17 protein-coding genes, 2 tRNA genes and 1 rRNA gene are annotated in these 19,629 nt (G+C 57.1%); 12 read left to right on the top strand and 8 right to left on the bottom strand.

The genetic code is table 11. The annotated features are described in order from the left end of the window. Positions 1 to 30: 30 nt before the first annotated feature. The 5 genes from dnaE (at position 31) to tilS (ending at position 8,560) form a co-directional block, all read left to right on the top strand. The gene (gene dnaE / locus AC1M2H_RS22420; RefSeq protein WP_480149108.1) at positions 31 to 3,513 is read left to right on the top strand and encodes a DNA polymerase III subunit alpha; all 3,483 of its coding nucleotides are present in this window, start codon (positions 31 to 33) and stop codon (positions 3,511 to 3,513) included. Between the two features lie 12 nt (positions 3,514 to 3,525). Continuing rightward, complete coding sequence (accA, locus tag AC1M2H_RS22415; RefSeq protein ID WP_041144142.1) at positions 3,526 to 4,485, top strand: acetyl-CoA carboxylase carboxyl transferase subunit alpha; 960 nt, start codon at positions 3,526 to 3,528, stop codon at positions 4,483 to 4,485. A 113-nt stretch (positions 4,486 to 4,598) separates the two neighbouring features. Further along, positions 4,599 to 6,737: a lysine decarboxylase LdcC gene (locus AC1M2H_RS22410; protein ID WP_480149107.1), complete on the top strand. Its 2,139-nt coding sequence runs from the start codon at positions 4,599 to 4,601 to the stop codon at positions 6,735 to 6,737. 62 nt (positions 6,738 to 6,799) lie between these two features. Continuing rightward, on the top strand, positions 6,800 to 7,189 hold the full coding sequence (locus AC1M2H_RS22405; protein ID WP_426813014.1) for a VOC family protein: 390 nt from the start codon (positions 6,800 to 6,802) through the stop codon (positions 7,187 to 7,189). 69 nt (positions 7,190 to 7,258) lie between these two features. Beyond that, positions 7,259 to 8,560: a tRNA lysidine(34) synthetase TilS gene (tilS, locus tag AC1M2H_RS22400; protein WP_480152017.1), complete on the top strand. Its 1,302-nt coding sequence runs from the start codon at positions 7,259 to 7,261 to the stop codon at positions 8,558 to 8,560. A 15-nt stretch (positions 8,561 to 8,575) separates the two neighbouring features. Here tilS and rof read toward each other — a convergent pair whose 3' ends face one another. Both rof and AC1M2H_RS22390 read right to left on the bottom strand, forming a co-directional pair. Continuing rightward, positions 8,576 to 8,836, bottom strand: coding sequence for a Rho-binding antiterminator (gene rof / locus AC1M2H_RS22395; RefSeq protein WP_480149106.1), 261 nt, complete (start codon positions 8,834 to 8,836; stop codon positions 8,576 to 8,578). Then, positions 8,823 to 9,023, bottom strand: a complete 201-nt coding sequence (locus tag AC1M2H_RS22390; protein WP_480149105.1) for a YaeP family protein — start codon at positions 9,021 to 9,023, stop codon at positions 8,823 to 8,825. Before AC1M2H_RS22390 ends, rof begins: the two co-directional genes overlap by 14 nt. Positions 9,024 to 9,219: 196 nt before the next feature. On the opposite strand from AC1M2H_RS22390, the gene AC1M2H_RS22385 reads away from it, so the two are divergent. Genes AC1M2H_RS22385 through nlpE form a run of 3 tightly spaced genes read left to right on the top strand, consistent with a single transcriptional unit; the run spans position 9,220 to position 10,911 of the window. Beyond that, entirely contained in the window at positions 9,220 to 9,765 is a 546-nt protein-coding gene (locus AC1M2H_RS22385; protein WP_480149104.1) for a YaeQ family protein, read from the top strand. Then, positions 9,762 to 10,175, top strand: a complete 414-nt coding sequence (gene arfB / locus AC1M2H_RS22380) for an alternative ribosome rescue aminoacyl-tRNA hydrolase ArfB (RefSeq protein ID WP_480149103.1) — start codon at positions 9,762 to 9,764, stop codon at positions 10,173 to 10,175. The genes AC1M2H_RS22385 and arfB overlap by 4 nt, the downstream gene beginning before the upstream one ends. A 37-nt stretch (positions 10,176 to 10,212) precedes the next feature. Continuing rightward, the gene (nlpE, locus tag AC1M2H_RS22375; protein WP_480149102.1) at positions 10,213 to 10,911 is read left to right on the top strand and encodes an envelope stress response activation lipoprotein NlpE; all 699 of its coding nucleotides are present in this window, start codon (positions 10,213 to 10,215) and stop codon (positions 10,909 to 10,911) included. A gap of 63 nt (positions 10,912 to 10,974) precedes the next feature. Here the strand turns inward: nlpE and proS are convergent, their stop codons facing one another. From proS to metN, 6 genes are all read right to left on the bottom strand, one after another. Continuing rightward, on the bottom strand, positions 10,975 to 12,693 hold the full coding sequence (gene proS / locus AC1M2H_RS22370; RefSeq protein WP_480149101.1) for a proline--tRNA ligase: 1,719 nt from the start codon (positions 12,691 to 12,693) through the stop codon (positions 10,975 to 10,977). A 112-nt stretch (positions 12,694 to 12,805) separates the two neighbouring features. Then, positions 12,806 to 13,513: a tRNA (N6-threonylcarbamoyladenosine(37)-N6)-methyltransferase TrmO gene (gene tsaA, locus AC1M2H_RS22365; protein ID WP_480149100.1), complete on the bottom strand. Its 708-nt coding sequence runs from the start codon at positions 13,511 to 13,513 to the stop codon at positions 12,806 to 12,808. Then, entirely contained in the window at positions 13,510 to 13,917 is a 408-nt protein-coding gene (gene rcsF, locus AC1M2H_RS22360; protein WP_480149099.1) for an Rcs stress response system protein RcsF, read from the bottom strand. The genes tsaA and rcsF overlap by 4 nt, the downstream gene beginning before the upstream one ends. Positions 13,918 to 14,024: 107 nt before the next feature. Next, positions 14,025 to 14,840 (bottom strand): MetQ/NlpA family lipoprotein, encoded by an 816-nt coding sequence (locus tag AC1M2H_RS22355; RefSeq protein ID WP_480149098.1) that lies wholly within the window; start codon positions 14,838 to 14,840, stop codon positions 14,025 to 14,027. Between the two features lie 75 nt (positions 14,841 to 14,915). Next, positions 14,916 to 15,569, bottom strand: a complete 654-nt coding sequence (locus AC1M2H_RS22350; protein WP_041144154.1) for a methionine ABC transporter permease MetI — start codon at positions 15,567 to 15,569, stop codon at positions 14,916 to 14,918. Then, positions 15,562 to 16,593: a methionine ABC transporter ATP-binding protein MetN gene (gene metN, locus AC1M2H_RS22345; RefSeq protein ID WP_480149097.1), complete on the bottom strand. Its 1,032-nt coding sequence runs from the start codon at positions 16,591 to 16,593 to the stop codon at positions 15,562 to 15,564. Before metN ends, AC1M2H_RS22350 begins: the two co-directional genes overlap by 8 nt. 188 nt (positions 16,594 to 16,781) lie before the next feature. Between metN and gmhB the strand changes: the two genes are divergently transcribed. The 4 genes from gmhB to AC1M2H_RS22325 all read left to right on the top strand — a co-directional run bounded on the left by gmhB (position 16,782) and on the right by AC1M2H_RS22325 (position 19,580). Further along, positions 16,782 to 17,348 (top strand): D-glycero-beta-D-manno-heptose 1,7-bisphosphate 7-phosphatase, encoded by a 567-nt coding sequence (gene gmhB / locus AC1M2H_RS22340; RefSeq protein WP_480149096.1) that lies wholly within the window; start codon positions 16,782 to 16,784, stop codon positions 17,346 to 17,348. Between the two features lie 357 nt (positions 17,349 to 17,705). Continuing rightward, positions 17,706 to 19,245 (top strand): 16S ribosomal RNA (locus tag AC1M2H_RS22335). Between the two features lie 71 nt (positions 19,246 to 19,316). Then, positions 19,317 to 19,393: transfer RNA gene (locus AC1M2H_RS22330), tRNA-Ile, on the top strand. Positions 19,394 to 19,504: 111 nt separating this feature from the next. Further along, positions 19,505 to 19,580, top strand: a tRNA-Ala gene (locus AC1M2H_RS22325). Positions 19,581 to 19,629: the final 49 nt, after the last annotated feature.

Raw genomic sequence — 19,629 nt, 5'->3', positions numbered from 1 at the left:
ATACGCAATCAAGTAACGCGGAATCTGAAGATGGCTGAACCACGTTTCGTACACCTCAGGGTGCACAGCGACTATTCCATGATCGACGGGCTGGCGAAAACCGGGCCGCTGGTGAAAAAGGCGGCCGCGTTAGGCATGCCGGCGCTGGCGATCACCGATTTTACCAACCTGTGCGGGCTGGTGAAGTTCTACGGAGCGGGACACGGATCCGGGATCAAACCGATCGTCGGCGCGGATTTTCACGTCCAGAGCGATCTCCTCGGCGATGAGCTGACCGAGATTACCGTCCTGGCGGCCGATAACGCCGGCTATCAAAACCTCACCCTGCTCATTTCCCGCGCCTACCAGCGCGGCTACGGCGCTCTCGGGCCGTGGATCGACAGAGAGTGGCTGGCTGAGCATCAGGAAGGGCTGATTCTGCTCTCCGGCGCGCGCAAAGGCGACGTCGGCGTCTGCATGACGCGCGGCAATGCGGCGCTGGTTGAGCAGTGCGTCGCCTTCTACGAAGAACACTTTCCCAATCGCTACTATCTGGAGCTGATCCGCACCGGCCGGGCGGACGAAGAGACCTATCTGCACGCCGCCGTACGGCTGGCGGAGGAGCGCGGGCTGCCGGTGGTGGCGACGAACGACGTGCGCTTCCTGGAGACCGGCGACTTCGACGCGCATGAAATCCGCGTGGCGATCCATGACGGTTTTACCCTCGACGATCCCAAGCGTCCGCGCAACTATTCGCCGCAGCAGTATATGCGCAGCGAAGATGAGATGTGCGAGCTGTTCTCCGATCTCCCCGAGGCGCTGGAAAATAGCGTAGAAATTGCTAAACGCTGTAACGTCACCGTGCGCCTTGGCGAATACTTCCTGCCGCAGTTCCCGACCGGCGAAATGACCACCGAAGATTTCCTGGTGTTGAAATCGAAAGAGGGTCTGGAGGAGCGCCTGGCATTCCTGTTCCCGGATGAAGCCGTGCGTCAAGAGAAGCGCCCGGAATACGATCAGCGTCTGGATATTGAGCTGCAGGTTATCAACCAGATGGGCTTCCCTGGCTACTTCCTTATCGTAATGGAATTTATCCAGTGGTCGAAGGATAACGGCGTACCGGTCGGCCCCGGCCGCGGCTCCGGCGCCGGCTCGCTGGTCGCCTACGCGCTGAAAATTACCGATCTCGACCCGCTGGAGTTCGATCTGCTGTTCGAACGCTTCCTGAACCCGGAGCGCGTGTCGATGCCCGACTTTGACGTCGACTTCTGTATGGAGAAGCGCGACCAGGTTATCGAACACGTTGCGGACATGTATGGCCGCGACGCGGTATCGCAGATTATTACCTTCGGTACGATGGCGGCAAAAGCGGTTATCCGCGACGTCGGCCGCGTGCTGGGCCATCCCTATGGCTTCGTCGATCGCATCTCAAAACTGGTGCCGCCGGACCCGGGCATGACCCTGGCGAAAGCGTTTGAAGCCGAGCCGCAGCTGCCGGAAATCTACGAGGCCGACGAAGAGGTCAAAGCGCTGATCGATATGGCGCGCAAGCTGGAAGGCGTCACGCGTAACGCCGGCAAGCACGCGGGCGGGGTGGTTATCGCCCCGACCAAAATCACCGATTTTGCCCCGCTCTACTGCGATGAGGCCGGGCAGCACCCGGTGACCCAGTTTGATAAGAACGACGTGGAATACGCCGGGCTGGTGAAGTTTGACTTCCTCGGCCTGCGTACGCTGACGATCATCAACTGGGCGCTGGAGATGATCAACAAGCGGCGCGAAAAGAACGGCGAAGCGCCGCTGGATATCGCCGCCATTCCGCTGGACGATAAGAAAAGCTTTGATATGCTGCAGCGCTCGGAAACCACCGCGGTTTTCCAGCTTGAATCGCGCGGCATGAAAGACCTGATTAAACGTCTGCAGCCGGACTGCTTCGAAGATATGATCGCTCTCGTGGCGCTGTTCCGCCCGGGCCCGCTGCAGTCGGGGATGGTGGATAACTTTATCGACCGTAAGCACGGTCGGGAGGAGATCTCCTATCCGGACGTGCAGTGGCAGCATGAGTGTCTGAAACCGGTGCTTGAACCGACCTACGGCATCATCCTGTACCAGGAACAGGTCATGCAGATCGCCCAGGAGCTTTCCGGCTATACCCTCGGCGGCGCGGATATGCTGCGTCGTGCGATGGGTAAGAAAAAGCCGGAGGAGATGGCCAAGCAGCGCGGCACCTTCGAAGAAGGGGCTAAGAAAAACGGCGTTGACGGCGAGCTGGCGATGAAAATCTTCGACCTGGTGGAGAAATTCGCCGGTTACGGATTTAACAAATCGCACTCCGCGGCCTATGCGCTGGTCTCCTACCAGACGCTGTGGCTGAAGGCGCACTACCCGGCAGAGTTTATGGCTGCGGTAATGACGGCGGATATGGACAACACCGAGAAGGTGGTTGGGCTGGTGGACGAGTGCTGGCGGATGGGGCTGAAAATCCTGCCGCCGGACATTAACTCCGGCCTGTACCATTTCCACGTTAATGACGATGGCGAAATCGTCTACGGCATCGGGGCAATTAAAGGCGTCGGCGAAGGCCCGATCGAAGCGATTATTGAAGCGCGTAACGAGGGCGGCTATTTCCGCGAGCTCTTCGACCTCTGCGCCCGCACCGATACCAAAAAGCTGAACCGTCGGGTGCTGGAAAAACTGATTATGTCCGGGGCGTTCGACCGCCTCGGGCCGCATCGCGCGGCGCTGATGAATTCGTTGGGCGACGCGCTGAAGGCCGCCGACCAGCACGCTAAGGCCGAGGCCATCGGCCAGGCCGATATGTTCGGCGTGCTGGCGGAAGAGCCGGAGCAAATCGAGCAATCCTACGCCAACTGCCAGCCGTGGCCGGAGCAGGTGGTGCTTGATGGCGAAAGGGAGACTCTGGGACTCTATCTGACCGGTCACCCCATCAACCAGTATTTGAAAGAGATCGAGCGCTACGTAGGCGGCGTAAGGCTCAAAGACATGCATCCGACCGATCGTGGTAAAGTGACCACGGCGGCGGGGCTCGTTATTGCCGCGCGGGTAATGGTCACCAAGCGCGGCAATCGTATCGGCATCTGTACGCTGGATGACCGTTCCGGGCGCCTGGAGGTGATGTTATTCACCGACGCCCTGGATAAATATCAGCAATTGCTGGAAAAAGACCGCATACTTATCGTCAGCGGACAGGTCAGCTTTGATGACTTCAGCGGGGGGCTTAAAATGACCGCCCGCGAAGTGATGGACATTGACGAAGCCCGGGAAAAATATGCTCGCGGGCTTGCTATCTCGCTGACGGACAGGCAAATTGATGACCAGCTTTTAAACCGACTCCGTCAGTCTCTGGAACCCCACCGTTCGGGAACTATTCCAGTGCACCTCTATTATCAGAGGTCGGATGCGCGCGCGCGGCTGCGCTTTGGCGCAACATGGCGCGTCTCTCCGAGCGATCGTTTACTCAACGATCTGCGTGGCCTTATCGGCTCGGAGCAGGTGGAACTGGAGTTTGACTAATACAGGAATACTATGAGTCTGAATTTCCTTGATTTTGAACAGCCGATTGCAGAGCTGGAAGCGAAAATCGATTCCCTGACTGCAGTAAGCCGTCAGGATGAGAAACTCGATATTAACATCGATGAAGAAGTGCATCGTCTGCGTGAAAAAAGCGTAGAGCTGACGCGTAAAATCTTCGCCGATCTCGGCGCATGGCAGGTTGCTCAGCTGGCACGCCATCCACGTCGCCCATACACCCTGGATTATGTCCGCCTGGCGTTCGACGAGTTTGACGAACTGGCCGGCGACCGCGCCTACGCTGATGATAAAGCTATCGTCGGCGGTATTGCGCGTCTGGACGGGCGTCCGGTGATGATTATCGGCCACCAGAAAGGGCGCGAGACGAAAGAGAAAATTCGTCGCAACTTTGGCATGCCGGCGCCGGAAGGCTACCGTAAGGCGCTGCGTCTGATGGAGATGGCCGAGCGCTTTAAAATGCCGATCATCACCTTTATCGACACCCCGGGGGCCTATCCGGGCGTGGGCGCGGAAGAGCGCGGCCAGTCGGAAGCGATTGCCCGCAACCTGCGCGAAATGTCGCGCCTGAGCGTACCGGTCATCTGTACCGTTATCGGCGAAGGCGGTTCCGGCGGCGCGCTGGCGATTGGCGTCGGTGACAAAGTGAATATGCTGCAGTACAGTACCTATTCCGTTATTTCGCCGGAAGGCTGCGCCTCCATTCTGTGGAAAAGCGCGGACAAAGCCCCGCTGGCCGCTGAAGCCATGGGGATCGTTGCCCCGCGTCTGAAAGAGCTGAAGCTTATCGACTCCATTATTCCGGAGCCGCTGGGCGGCGCGCATCGCAATCCGGAAGCCATCGCTGCCAGCCTGAAAGCGCAGCTGCTGGCAGATCTGGCGGACCTCGATATCCTGAGCGAAGAAGAGCTGTTGAACCGTCGCTATCAGCGTCTGATGAACTACGGCTACGCCTGATTATTCCTTGCGTTATCCCGTAAAAAGGACCGGATTTTCCGGCCCTTTTTTATGTGCGATACGCTGGCGCGATTGCTATGATGCCTGCCTTAGGTTAGTTCCAGGAGGAAAGCGTGAATATCATTGCCATCATGGGCCCCCACGGCGTCTATCATAAAGACGAACCGATTAAAGAACTGGAAGCCGCTCTGCGACAGCAAGGCTTTCAGACCATCTGGCCGCAAAATAGCGCCGACCTGCTGCAGTTTATCGAACACAACCCGCGGATCTGCGGCGTCATCTTTGACTGGGATGAGTACAACGTCGAGCTGTGCAGCGATATCAATCAGCTCAATGAGTATCTGCCGCTGTACGCGTTTATCAACGCGCACTCGACGATGGACGTCAGCAGCCAGGATCTGCGCATGACGCTGTGGTTCTTCGAGTATGCCCTTGGCCTGGCGCAGGAGATTGCCACCCGTATCGGCCAGTACACCCGCGAGTATCTGGACAACATTACGCCGCCGTTTACCAAAGCCCTGTTCAACTACGTGCAGGAGGGAAAATATACCTTCTGTACGCCGGGGCATATGGGCGGCAGCGCCTACCAGAAAAGCCCGGTAGGCTGCCTGTTTTATGATTTTTTTGGCGGCAATACGCTCAAGGCCGACGTCTCTATTTCCGTGACGGAGCTGGGCTCGCTGCTCGATCACTCCGGCCCGCACCTCGAGGCCGAGGAGTATATCGCCCGCGCATTCGGGGCGGAGCAGAGCTACATGGTGACTAACGGCACCTCAACGTCGAACAAAATTGTCGGCATGTACTCCGCGCCGGCGGGGAGCACGCTGCTTATCGATCGCAACTGCCATAAGTCGCTGGCGCATCTACTGATGATGAGCGACGTCGTGCCGCTGTGGCTGAAGCCGACGCGCAATGCGCTGGGGATCCTCGGCGGCATCCCGAAGCGGGAATTTACCCGCGACAGCATTCAGCATAAGGTGAGCACCACGGGCGGGGCGCAGTGGCCGGTACATGCGGTGATCACCAACTCAACCTACGATGGGCTGCTCTATAACACCACCTGGATAAAAGAGACGCTCGACGTTCCCTCCATCCACTTTGACTCCGCGTGGGTGCCCTATACTCATTTTCACCCGATCTATCAGGGGAAGAGCGGCATGAGCGGCGATCGCGTTCCGGGCAAGGTTATCTTTGAAACCCAGTCAACGCACAAAATGCTGGCGGCGCTGTCGCAGGCTTCGCTGATCCATATTAAAGGCAGCTATGACGAAGAGACCTTTAATGAAGCCTTTATGATGCATACCTCTACCTCGCCGAGCTATCCCATCGTCGCCTCGATTGAAACCGCCGCGGCGATGCTGCGCGGGAACTCAGGCAGGCGCCTGATCCAGCGCTCGATAGAGCGGGCGCTGGATTTTCGCAAAGAGGTGCAGCGCCTGCGCGAAGAGGCCGACGGCTGGTTCTTCGATATCTGGCAGCCGGAAGATATCGCCGAGACCCGCTGCTGGCCGGTTGCTGCCGGCGAGCAGTGGCACGGTTTTCAGGATGCCGATGACGACCACATGTTCCTCGATCCGGTTAAGGTGACGATCCTGACGCCGGGTATGGATGAGCAGGGTAATATGGATGACGAAGGGATCCCGGCCGCGCTGGTGGCGAAATTCCTCGATGAGCGCGGCGTGGTGGTGGAAAAAACCGGGCCCTATAACCTGTTGTTTCTTTTCAGTATCGGCATCGACAAGACCCGGGCGATGGGACTGCTGCGTGGCCTGACGGAGTTTAAGCGCGCCTACGATCTCAATCTGCGGGTGAAAAACATGCTCCCGGATCTCTATGCGGAAGATCCGGATTTCTACCGCAATATGCGGATTCAGGATCTGGCCCAGGGGATCCATCGCCTGATCCGCCAGCACCAGCTTTCGCAACTGATGCTGAGCGCCTTCGACGTCCTGCCGGAAATGAAGATGACGCCGCACCAGGCCTGGCAGCGGCAGATCAAAGGCGAGGTGGAGACCATTGAGCTGGAAAATCTGGTCGGGCGTATATCCGCCAACATGATTCTGCCGTACCCGCCGGGCGTACCGCTGCTGATGCCCGGCGAGATGATCACCGAAGAGAGCCGGGCGGTGCTCGATTTCCTGCTAATGCTGTGCTCCATCGGGCGCCATTATCCGGGCTTTGAAACCGACATTCACGGAGCGAAGCGCGACGAGGATGGCGTATATCGGGTACGGGTCTTAAAAAACGATTAGGTGCTTGCGCCGCGGTGAGCGATGCGGGTAACCTGGCCGATATCAAAACGAGGATGTTTACCATGCTGGGTCTAAAACGGGTTCACCATATTGCGATCATTGCGAGCAGCTACGCGCAGAGCAAAGCCTTCTACTGCGATATTCTCGGGTTTACGCTGCAGAGCGAGTTCTATCGCGAAGAGCGCGACTCGTGGAAGGGGGATCTGGCGCTGAACGGGGAGTACGTTATTGAACTCTTCTCCTTTCCTTTCCCTCCGGCCCGCCCGTCGCGCCCCGAGGCCTGCGGCCTTCGTCACCTGGCCTTCAGCGTGGATGATATTGACGCGTCGGTGGCCCACCTTGAGGCTCACGGAGTGAAGTGTGAAGCGATACGCATCGATCCCTTCACCGATAAGCGTTTTACCTTCTTTAACGATCCGGACGGCCTGCCGCTGGAAATTTATCAGCAGTAGCGCTTGCCAGAGATGGCCCTGGCCGGTAACGTGCCGGGCTATCTCTCCTCAGCCAGCATTAACATGAAGATGACCCCAGATCTTGCGCAAACCCTTCAGCCGCACCGCCAGTTTTTAGTGGCCTTCAGCGGCGGCCTCGATTCAACGGTTTTGCTACACCAGCTGGTCTGCTGGCGTGAACGCGACCCGACGTTAAGGCTGCGAGCTATCCATATTCATCATGGCCTGAGCGCCAATGCCGACCAGTGGGTCGCGCACTGCCGGCAGCTGTGCCGGCAGTGGCAGGTTCCGCTGGTGGTCGAGCGCGTGGTGCTGGCGGATGCCGGTCTGGGGGTTGAGGCGCACGCCAGGCTGGCGCGCTATCAGGCCTTCCGCACGGCGCTTGAGCCGGGGGAGGTGCTGGTGACCGCCCAGCATCTCGACGATCAGTGCGAAACCTTCTTGCTGGCGCTCAAGCGCGGCAGCGGCCCGACCGGGCTGTCGGCGATGGCCGCGTCTTCCGCCTTTGCGGACACCCTGCTGCTGCGCCCGCTGCTCAATACCACCCGGGAAGCGCTACGCCAGTGGGCGCTTCATCATCAGCTCAGCTGGATTGAAGATGAGAGCAACCAGGACGATACCTACGATCGCAACTTTCTGCGCTTGCAGATTATTCCTCGGCTTAGCGCCCGCTGGCCGCACTTCGCCGAGGCGGTTGCCCGCAGCGCGGATCTCTGCGCCGAGCAGGAGAGCCTGCTGGATGAGATGCTGGCGGAAGAGCTGACGGCGCTGATGGCGGATGACGGTACCTTAGCGATTGACCCCCTGGCTGAAGTGAGCGCGCCGCGCCGCGCCGCTCTGCTGCGCCGCTGGCTAGCATGGCACAACGCGCCGATGCCCTCCCGCGAGGTGCCGGAACGGATCTGGCGCGAGGTTGCCCAGGCGCGGGAGGATGCGTTTCCCTGCCTGCGTCTCGGCGAGTTTACCGTGCGCCGCTACCGGCAGCGGCTGTGGTGGGTGAAATATCTTCCCGGCCAGGCGGAGACGGTGCTGTCGTGGCCCGACAGCCGCCAGCCGCTGCGGCTGCCGGAGGGGATGGGCGAGCTGGAACTGCCTGCCGGAGGGCCGCTGCGTGCTCCGCTGGCCGGTGAAGCGGTGACGGTGCGCTTTCGCGCCGGCGGCAATCTGCATATCGTCGGTCGTCACGGCGGGCGCAAGCTGAAGAAAATCTGGCAGGAGCTGGGGGTTGCGCCCTGGCGTCGCGACGCCACGCCGCTGCTGTTTTACGGCGAAACGCTCATTGCCGCCGCGGATTCGCTGTTTATTACCCGTGACGGGGAGGCGCAGGATAGCGAGGGCGTAGGGCTGGTATGGAGGAAAACGGGCGGCTAAGCCGCCCGTTTTTGGTCAGGACTCACTCACCACCACGGTACCGATTTGCGGATGGCTGAAGCTGGCGATGGTATCCAGGCGTAGCTCTCGACTAGTTCCGCCAAGCTCCACTACCAGATACTCGATGTTTTTGCGCGAGATAAGATCGTTTGCCTTCGCCTGCAGCTGCTCGCCGTCTTTGAGCGCCAGCGCCAGCACCAGATGATGCTGGCAGGCTAGTTCGAGATTGTCATAATCATCGCAGTTGATGGGTTGATAAGTATCATTCATTGACATAATCGCTCACCAGTAAGTTTGCTGCCGCACAGGCGGCCTTTTCCCCGACTGACTCCGAAAGGGCCTCATCCGCCGCAATTTCATTCAATACTTTCAACACGCAACCCAGCGCATTCGGGATATACCCCAGGTCTCCGCTGGCTATTTCCGCATACCGCCTGCGTATTAACTCACAATATTGGTCCACATGCCCTCCTGTCAGTATTCTGACTCAACCGTGGGATGCAAGTTTAAGCCTACGAAGATAAACTCTGTTTAGCAAGGTGACTATACCATAGTCATTTAAGCAATATCAGCAGGATGAAAAGGGATCCCACGATTGTCGACAGCCTTTTGTCGCCAGTTTCGCTACAATGTACGCCATTTTTTTCGGGAGTTTTTTCATGGCGCTGAAAGCGACGATTTATAAAGCGACGGTAAATGTAGCCGATCTGGATCGCAACCGGTTTATTGACGCCAGCCTGACGCTGGCCCAGCATCCGTCTGAAACCCAGGAGCGCATGATGCTGCGCCTGCTGGCATGGATTAAGTATGCCGACGAGCGGCTGCAGTTTACCCGTGGACTCTCCTCGGATGACGAGGCCGAGCTGTGGCTGCTCAACGATCATCTGGGCGTTGACCTGTGGATTGAGCTCGGATTACCGGACGACAAGCGGATTAAAAAAGCCTGCTCGCGCGCGCAGGAGGTGGCGTTATTTGCCTACAATAGTCGGGCGGCCGAGATTTGGTGGCAGCAGAATAAGAGCAGGATGGCGCAGTTCAGCAAGCTGACGGTCTGGTATCTGGATGATGCGCAGCTGGAGCAGCTCAGTGCCTTTGCCGACCGCACGATGATCCTGCAGGCCACCATTCAGGACGGCAGCATCTGGTTATCCGACGCTAAGAATAATCTGGAAATTCATTTAACGGCCTGGCAGCCGGCGGCATGATTACCCTTAGCCGCAGCGTCTCCATTGCGGACGATGAAATCTCCCTCATCGGGATCCGCGCGCAGGGTGCGGGCGGGCAGCACGTGAACAAAGCGTCAACCGCGATCCACCTGCGTTTTGACATTAAGGCGTCGAGCCTGCCTGAGTACTACAAGGAGCGCCTGCTCGCCGCCAGTCACCACTTAATTTCTGCCGACGGTGTGGTTATCATTAAGGCTCAGGAATACCGCAGCCAGGAGATGAATCGCGAAGCTGCGATTGCCCGCCTGATTGCGCTGATACAAGAATTAACCGTAGCGCAAAAAAGCCGCCGGGAAACGCGGCCGACCCGGGCATCAAAAGAGCGTCGGCTGGCTTCTAAGTCGCAAAAGTCATCGGTCAAAGCGCTGCGTGGGAAAGTTCGTCAGTAGGCGACGAGCGGGTGGCATGGATTATAAGGAATTTACAGTGAAGAAAATCATATTCTCAGTGGCGGCGGCCTGTTCGCTCTTCGCGCTGTTTGGCTGCAACCATCGTGCCGAAGTTGAGACGCTGCAGCCGGCGGCGATGACGGAGCTGAAGCCGATGCAGCAGAGCTGGCGCGGGATACTACCGTGCGCCGATTGTGAAGGTATCGAAACCTCGCTGTTTCTCGAAAAAGATGGCAGCTGGGTGATGAATGAGCGCTACCAGGGCGTGACTCGCGAGCCGTCATCGTTCGCGTCGTACGGTACCTGGGCCCGCACCGCGGATAAGCTGGTATTGACCGATAGCAAAGGGGAGAAATCCTACTATCGGGCGAAGGGGGAGAAGCTGGAGATGCTCGATCGCGAAGGCAACCCGATTGAGTCAACGCTGAACTATACCCTCGAGTCGGTGAAGGCCAGCCTGCCGACCACGCCGATGGCGATGCGCGGCATGTATTTCTATATGGCGGACGCGGCAACCTTTACCGATTGCGCCACCGGCAAACGAACTGCGGTTGCCAATAACGCCCAGCTGGAACGTGACTATGCCGCCGCGCGCGGAACGGATACCCGTCCGGTGCTGCTGGTGGTGGAAGGGCACTTTACCCTCGAGCCTAACCCTGACAGCGGTGAAATGGTGAAAACGCTGATGGCGGATAAGGACGTGAAATTTATTCCCGGCAAAGATTGTAGCCAGTAAAAGAATCGCTCCGATAAAAAAAGGCCTCGCAGATGCGAGGCCTTTTGGCATTCAGGTGCGGAATTAACCTTTAATGGCGTTAACCAGGTAATTCACGATATCGCCCGTTTTAATCAGCTGTTTTTCACCGACGCGACGATGCTTATATTCGATATCGTCGTTATCGAGGTTGCGGTCGCCCAGCACGATGGTGTGCGGAATACCGATCAGCTCCATATCGGCAAACATCACGCCCGGACGCTCTTTGCGGTCGTCCATCAGGACGTCAATGCCGTGGGCGCGCAGTTCGCTATACAGCTTCTCGGCCAGCTCCTGCACGCGGTAGGATTTGTGCATGTTCATCGGCAGAATCGCCACCTGGAAAGGCGCGATAGCTTCCGGCCAGATGATGCCGCGATCGTCAAAATTCTGCTCGATAGCCGCGGCCACCACGCGGGTTACCCCGATGCCGTAACAGCCCATCGTCAGCACCTGGTTGCGGCCATCTTCGCCCTGCACCGACGCGTTCAGCGCCTGGGAGTACTTGGTGCCCAGTTGGAAGATGTGGCCGACTTCGATGCCGCGTTTGATCAGCAGCGTACCTTGACCGTCCGGGCTCGGGTCGCCGGCGACAACGTTGCGGATGTCGGCCACTTCCGGGGTGGCAACGTCGCGATCCCAGTTGATGCCGAAGTAGTGTTTGCCGTCAACGTTAGCGCCAGCGGCGAAATCGCTCATCGCCGCAACGGTGCGGTCGATAACGACCGGAACCGGCATGTTGACCGGACCGAGAGAGCCAGGGCCCGCTTTGACGATCGCGCGGATCTCTTCTTCGCTGGCGAAAGTCAGCGGGCTGGCAACCTGCGGCAGTTTCTCAGCTTTGACTTCGTTCAGCTCGTGGTCGCCGCGAACCAGCAGGGCAACCAGCGGATAAGCGCTGCCTTCCACCGCTTTAACCAGCAGCGTTTTCACGGTCTTCTCAACCGGCAGATTGAACTGTTCAACCAGCTCGGCGATGGTTTTGGCGTTCGGCGTATCGACCAGCGTCATTTCCTGAGCTGCTGCAGCGCGCGGCTCTTTCGGCGCAATGGCTTCGGCAAATTCGATATTGGCGGCAAAGTCAGAGCTGTCGGAGAAGATCACGTCATCTTCGCCGCTCTGCGCCAGAACCTGGAACTCGTGCGATGCGCTACCGCCGATAGAGCCGGTGTCAGCCTGTACCGCGCGGAAATCGAGACCCATACGGGAGAAGATTTTGCTGTAGGCGGCATACATCGCGTCGTAGGTTTCCTGCAGCGATTCCTGAGTGGTATGGAAAGAGTAGGCATCTTTCATCAGGAACTCGCGCGAACGCATCACGCCAAAGCGCGGACGAACTTCGTCGCGGAACTTGGTCTGAATCTGGAAGAAGTTCAGCGGCAGCTGCTTATAAGAGTTCAGCTCGTTGCGGATCAGGTCAGTGATCACCTCTTCATGCGTTGGGCCGAGGACGAACGGGCGATCGCCGCGATCGACGAAGCGCAGCAGTTCCGGGCCATATTGCTCCCAGCGGCCGCTCTCCTGCCACAGGTCTGCCGGCTGAACGACCGGCATAGACACCTCGATAGCACCGGCGTTGTTCATCTCTTCACGCACGATGTTTTCGACTTTTTTCAGAACGCGCAGGCCGGTTGGCAGCCAGATGTATAATCCGGAGGCCAGCTTGCGGATCATCCCGGCGCGCAGCATCAGCTGATGGCTGATGACTTCGGCGTCGGCAGGTGTCTCCTTTTGGGTGGAGAGCAGATATTGGCTAGTACGCATGTTGTTACGGTTCCATTTGAACGATCGGAACAGGCTGGCGGGCCAGCCTGACACAAAAAAAGTGGTTTAGTTTACCAGTGTGGCAAAGATGCCAAAAGAGAGGAAAATAAAATTAGCGCGGTTCCAGAGAAAAGACTTCAAAACCGGACGCTATCACGCGCCAGCGCACGTTAAAATCGAGCAGCCAGACGGCGTAAGTTTTTCCTGCTTCTTCTTCCTTACGATAGGCCGGGCGCGGGTCCTGTGCCAGAACTTCGCCAATAAACGCTTTAAGCCGCGGATAGCGCTTTTCCAGCAGCGCCAGCTGCGCGTCTATTTCAGGCGTAAAGCTCACGGTCATTTCAGCCGGCGGCGCCTGCTGGGCGTAGCTGGCGCTGGCATCCGGCAGCGCTTCGGCAAACGGCAGATAGGGTTTGATATCAACGACCGGCGTACCGTCGACCAGGTCGAGGCTGCCGAGCTGGAGTATCAGCCGATCTTTCTGGCTGCTAATGCCCTTAAGCTCGACCAGCGACATGCCGATCGGGTTTGGTCGGAAGGTTGAGCGGGTGGCGAAAACGCCCATTCGCGCGTTGCCGCCAAGGCGGGGAGGGCGCACGGTAGGCCGCCAGCCGCCGTCCATGGTTTGATGAAAAACAAACAAGACCCACAGATGGCTGAAGCTTTCCAGACCGCGCACGGCGTCGGCCTGGTTATAGGGGGGCAGCAGGTGCAGTTCGCCGCCGCCGTTTTTGACCAGCCCGGGCTGGCGAGGTACGGCAAATTTTTCTTTATACGGCGAGCGAATAACGCCTATCTGCGCAAACTGAAAAGCACTCATTGCGCCGAAACGTTAAGCGCGGAGCCAAGGCAAACGGCCTGGCGATAGCATCCTGGCGTACCGCTGGTGACTTCGCAGCTGTGCAGCAGGACCGCGTTAGCTTTCATTTTCGCGGCATTAATTTGCAGACGCTTGCGGGCGGTAGGGATGTTCGGCGGTGAATCCTGATTTGAGGCCTGGCACGACTCACCGGTGACTTCGCCCAGATCGCGGAAAGGCTTGCCGACCAGCGCTGACGCATCGGTATAGATTCTTACCGGCGCCGGGCGCGTGACTTTGGGTTTTGCCGGTTCCGATTTGACAGGTGCCGTTGCCGTGCTTTGTACAGGTTCGACGGGAGATCTGCTTAGCATAGAGCAACCGCTTAACATGAGTGCTAACAAACAGACCGGTAAAGCACGCATAGTATTTCCTCAATGAATAATAAACAGGGCGCTATTGAATCAGGTGCTTGCATAAATGACAAGACGGGCATAAAGCCCGTCCTGAATGATATTACGGTGAAAAAAGATTACCAGCCTTTCACCGCGCCGCCGTTAAAGATTTTATTCGCGGCTTCGTTAACTTCATCGCTCTGGTAAGCCTGAACGAATTTCTTAACATTTTCCGCGTCCTTGTTGTCTTCGCGAGCAACAATCAGGTTGACGTACGGAGAATCTTTATCTTCGACAAAAATACCGTCTTTTGCCGGAGTCAGGCCAATCTGGCTCGCATAGGTGGTATTGATAACCGCCAGGGCAATCTGCGCATCGTCGAGGGAACGCGGCAGCTGCGGCGCTTCCAGCTCAACAATCTTCAGGTTTTTCGGGTTCTCAGTAATATCCAGAGCGGTTGGCAGCAGGCCAACGCCTTCTTTCAGCTTGATCAGGCCCGCCTGCTGCAGCAGCAGCAGGGAACGGCCGAGGTTAGTCGGGTCGTTAGGAATGGCAATTTGGGAACCCGGCTGCAGTTCGTCGAGGGTTTTAATTTTCTTGGAGTAGCCGGCAATCGGATAAACAAAGGAGTTGCCGACGGCAACCAGCTTGTAGCCGCGGTCTTTAATTTGCTGGTCGAGATAAGGTTTGTGCTGGAAGGCGTTAACGTCGATGTCGCCTTTGCTCAGCGCTTCGTTCGGCAGAACGTAGTCGTTGAAGGTGACCAGCTCAACGTCGAGGCCATACTTCTCTTTCGCGACTTTCTGCGCCACTTCAGCAACCTGCTGTTCAGCACCGACAATAACGCCAACTTTAATATGGTTCGGATCTTTTTCATCCTGGCCGCAGCCCACCAGAGCCAGAGAACCGATCAACGCACCTACTGCCGCAAAGGTTTTAAAATTAAAGGCCATGCTATTTCCTTCCTGTAAGAGTCTGTGTGTACACGCGTCGTTCGGGTCGCCCCGCACGATGTTGTGTTGATAATGTTATTTGTGAGTCACAGCCCGGACGATACGGTCGCCAGAGAATTGAATTAAATAAACCAGAATAACCAGTAATACCAGCACGGTATTCATTACCGTGGCGTTGTAGCCGATGTAGCCATACTGATAGCCAATCTGCCCCAGACCACCGGCGCCGACCGCGCCGCCCATGGCGGAGTAGCCGACCAGGGTAATGAGCGTAATCGTCGCGGCGTTCACCAGACCCGGCAGCGCTTCAGGCAGCAGGACCTTACGCACGATCTGCATCGGCGTGGCGCCCATCGCGCGGGAGGCTTCGATCAGACCCGTTGGGATCTCAAGCAGCGCGTTCTCCACCATGCGGGCGATAAACGGCGCGGCGCCAACGGTCAGCGGCACAATGGCCGCCTGCAGGCCGATGGAGGTGCCGACAATCACGCGGGTAAAGGGAATCATCCACACCAGCAGGATAATAAACGGTATCGAGCGGAAGATGTTCACCAGCGCCGACAGGGTCCGGTACAGCTTGGCGTTCGCGGCAATCTGCCCGGGACGGGTGACGTACAGCAGCACGCCTACCGGCAGGCCGAGGACAAAACCGAAAAAGCCGGAGACAAAGGTCATTGCCAGCGTTTCCCACACGCCGCGCAACAGCAGCCAGATCATTGCCTCAGACATATCCCAGTACCTCTATTTTTACATGATTTTCCTGCAGCCAGGCGATAGCCGCCCGGGTGTCTTCCTGCGTGCCGTGCATCTCGGTCAGCATAATGCCGAACTTCACGCCGCCGGCGTAATCCATCTGCGCGCTGATAATGTTGTTATTCACGTTAAAGCGGCGGGCGGTTTCAGAGAGCAGCGGAGCATCGACGGAGTGGCCGGTAAACTCCATGCGCAGCATCGGTACGCTATCCGGGAGCGCGGTTGGCTTCAGGCGCGCCTGATAGTCATCCGGAATATCCAGATGCAGCGTTGATTGAATAAACTGCTGCGCCAGCGGGGTTTTGGGATGCGAGAAGACTTCGCTCACCGTATCCTGCTCGATCAGCTGCCCGTTGCTGATGACCGCCACGCAGTCGCAGATGCGTTTAACGACGTCCATCTCGTGAGTGATCAGCAGAATCGTCAGGCCGAGGCGGCGGTTGATATCCTTCAGCAGTTCCAGAATGGAGCGGGTGGTTGCCGGATCGAGGGCGCTGGTGGCTTCGTCACACAGCAGAACCTTCGGGTTACTGGCCAGCGCGCGGGCAATCGCCACGCGCTGCTTCTGCCCGCCAGAGAGGTTGGCCGGGTAGCTATCATGCTTATCGGCCAGGCCGACGAGATCCAGCAGCTCGGTCACGCGGCGCTTAATCTCCGCCTGCGGGGTGTTATCCAGCTCCAGTGGAAGCGCCACGTTGCCGAAAACGGTACGCGATGACAGCAGATTAAAGTGCTGGAAAATCATGCCTATCTGGCGGCGTGCGCGGGTGAGTTCCTTTTCAGAAAGCGCGGTAAGCTCCTGCCCGCCCACCTGTACGCTGCCCTGAGTCGGGCGCTCAAGCAGGTTTACGCAGCGAATCAGCGTACTCTTACCGGCGCCGGATGCGCCGATAACGCCGTAAATCTGCCCGGCAGGAACATGCAGGCTGACATCGTTCAGCGCCTGTATGGTGTGGTTTCCCTGCTGGAACACTTTGGTGATATGCGAAAGTTTAATCATCAGTTATTTATTATCGTTTAGCCGTTTGCCGTGGCATTTTCTTCTGCCGTGTGCAGGCGATGCCTGTCAATGAAATGGATGTTAAGGCATCCAGACGTCTAAATCAATCTGACTCTGTATAATGAGCACTTTCTTGCATCAGGAAACATGCGATACTAATCGGACTAGCCTTTATCAGGAGTAAACCGGTGGCACAGTCAGTACCCGCAATTTTTCTCGACCGTGATGGCACGATTAATGTCGATCACGGCTATGTCCACGAAATCGATAATTTTGAGTTTATCGCTGGCGTCATTGATGCGATGCGTCAATTAAAGGAAATGGGCTTCGCGCTGGTGGTGGTCACCAACCAGTCCGGTATCGCGCGCGGTAAGTTTAGCGAAGCGCAGTTTGAAACCCTGACCGAATGGATGGACTGGTCGCTGGCCGATCGCGGCGTCGATCTGGACGGTATCTACTATTGTCCGCATCACCCGCAGGGTACCGTTGAAGAGTACCGTCAGGCCTGCGATTGCCGTAAGCCGCATCCGGGAATGCTTATCTCCGCGCGCGACTACCTTAATATAGATATGGCCGCTTCTTATATGGTCGGCGACAAAGTGGAAGATATGCAGGCCGCGCTGGCGGCGGATATTGGCACCAAAGTGCTGGTGCGCACCGGCAAGCCGGTCACGGCGGATGCGGAAAATGCCGCCGACTGGGTGCTTAATAGCCTTGCAGACCTGCCGGCAGCCATCAAAAAGCAGCAAAAATAGGCGTTGCGTATAAAAGATGAGCGGTTGAAATAAAATTGTATTTTTCCGCTTGTCATTCCCGGCGGGCTCCCTATAATGCGCCTCCATCGACACGGAACAACGGCAAACAAGCCGCCGGGTTGACGGAGAAACTTCTGAAATTCAGGGTTGACTCTGCAAGAGGAAAGCGTATTATACGCCACCTCGCAACGGTGAGCGAAAGCCGCGTTGCACTGCTCTTTAACAATTTATCAGACAATCTGTGTGGGCACTCAAAGTGACATGGATTCTTAACGTCTTCGGACGAAAAATGAATACCAAGTCTCTGAGTGAACATACGTAATTCATTACGAAGTTTAATTCAAGAGCATCAAACTTAAATTGAAGAGTTTGATCATGGCTCAGATTGAACGCTGGCGGCAGGCCTAACACATGCAAGTCGGGCGGTAGCACAGAGAGCTTGCTCTCGGGTGACGAGCGGCGGACGGGTGAGTAATGTCTGGGAAACTGCCTGATGGAGGGGGATAACTACTGGAAACGGTAGCTAATACCGCATAACGTCGCAAGACCAAAGTGGGGGACCTTCGGGCCTCATGCCATCAGATGTGCCCAGATGGGATTAGCTTGTAGGTGAGGTAACGGCTCACCTAGGCGACGATCCCTAGCTGGTCTGAGAGGATGACCAGCCACACTGGAACTGAGACACGGTCCAGACTCCTACGGGAGGCAGCAGTGGGGAATATTGCACAATGGGCGCAAGCCTGATGCAGCCATGCCGCGTGTATGAAGAAGGCCTTCGGGTTGTAAAGTACTTTCAGCGAGGAGGAAGGTGTTGAGGTTAATAACCTCAGCAATTGACGTTACTCGCAGAAGAAGCACCGGCTAACTCCGTGCCAGCAGCCGCGGTAATACGGAGGGTGCAAGCGTTAATCGGAATTACTGGGCGTAAAGCGCACGCAGGCGGTCTGTTAAGTCAGATGTGAAATCCCCGGGCTCAACCTGGGAACTGCATTTGAAACTGGCAGGCTTGAGTCTTGTAGAGGGGGGTAGAATTCCAGGTGTAGCGGTGAAATGCGTAGAGATCTGGAGGAATACCGGTGGCGAAGGCGGCCCCCTGGACAAAGACTGACGCTCAGGTGCGAAAGCGTGGGGAGCAAACAGGATTAGATACCCTGGTAGTCCACGCTGTAAACGATGTCGACTTGGAGGTTGTTCCCTTGAGGAGTGGCTTCCGGAGCTAACGCGTTAAGTCGACCGCCTGGGGAGTACGGCCGCAAGGTTAAAACTCAAATGAATTGACGGGGGCCCGCACAAGCGGTGGAGCATGTGGTTTAATTCGATGCAACGCGAAGAACCTTACCTGGTCTTGACATCCACGGAATTCAGCAGAGATGCTTTAGTGCCTTCGGGAACCGTGAGACAGGTGCTGCATGGCTGTCGTCAGCTCGTGTTGTGAAATGTTGGGTTAAGTCCCGCAACGAGCGCAACCCTTATCCTTTGTTGCCAGCGGTTAGGCCGGGAACTCAAAGGAGACTGCCAGTGATAAACTGGAGGAAGGTGGGGATGACGTCAAGTCATCATGGCCCTTACGACCAGGGCTACACACGTGCTACAATGGCATATACAAAGAGAAGCGACCTCGCGAGAGCAAGCGGACCTCATAAAGTATGTCGTAGTCCGGATCGGAGTCTGCAACTCGACTCCGTGAAGTCGGAATCGCTAGTAATCGTGGATCAGAATGCCACGGTGAATACGTTCCCGGGCCTTGTACACACCGCCCGTCACACCATGGGAGTGGGTTGCAAAAGAAGTAGGTAGCTTAAGCTTCGGGAGGGCGCTTACCACTTTGTGATTCATGACTGGGGTGAAGTCGTAACAAGGTAACCGTAGGGGAACCTGCGGTTGGATCACCTCCTTACCTGAAAGAACCTGCCTTTGTAGTGTCCACACAGATTGTCTGATGAAAAATAAGCAGTAAAAAATCTCTGCAGGCTTGTAGCTCAGGTGGTTAGAGCGCACCCCTGATAAGGGTGAGGTCGGTGGTTCAAGTCCACTCAGGCCTACCAAATTCATCCTGAATACTGCGTTGTGAAACGACTCGCATACCTCAGTATGCTTCGTCCTTCCACGCCTTGTCTCAGTCTGAATTACCGGTACAAGAGATTAGCAATTACGATGGGGTTATAGCTCAGCTGGGAGAGCGCCTGCCTTGCACGCAGGAGGTCTGCGGTTCGATCCCGCATAGCTCCACCATCCTTTACTGCCCGAAACAAGAAAACTTCCGAGTGTTCCTGAAAAGGTG

The organism is Klebsiella sp. F11 (assembly GCF_056712265.1).
This window is presented reverse-complemented; position numbering and strand designations above follow the sequence as displayed.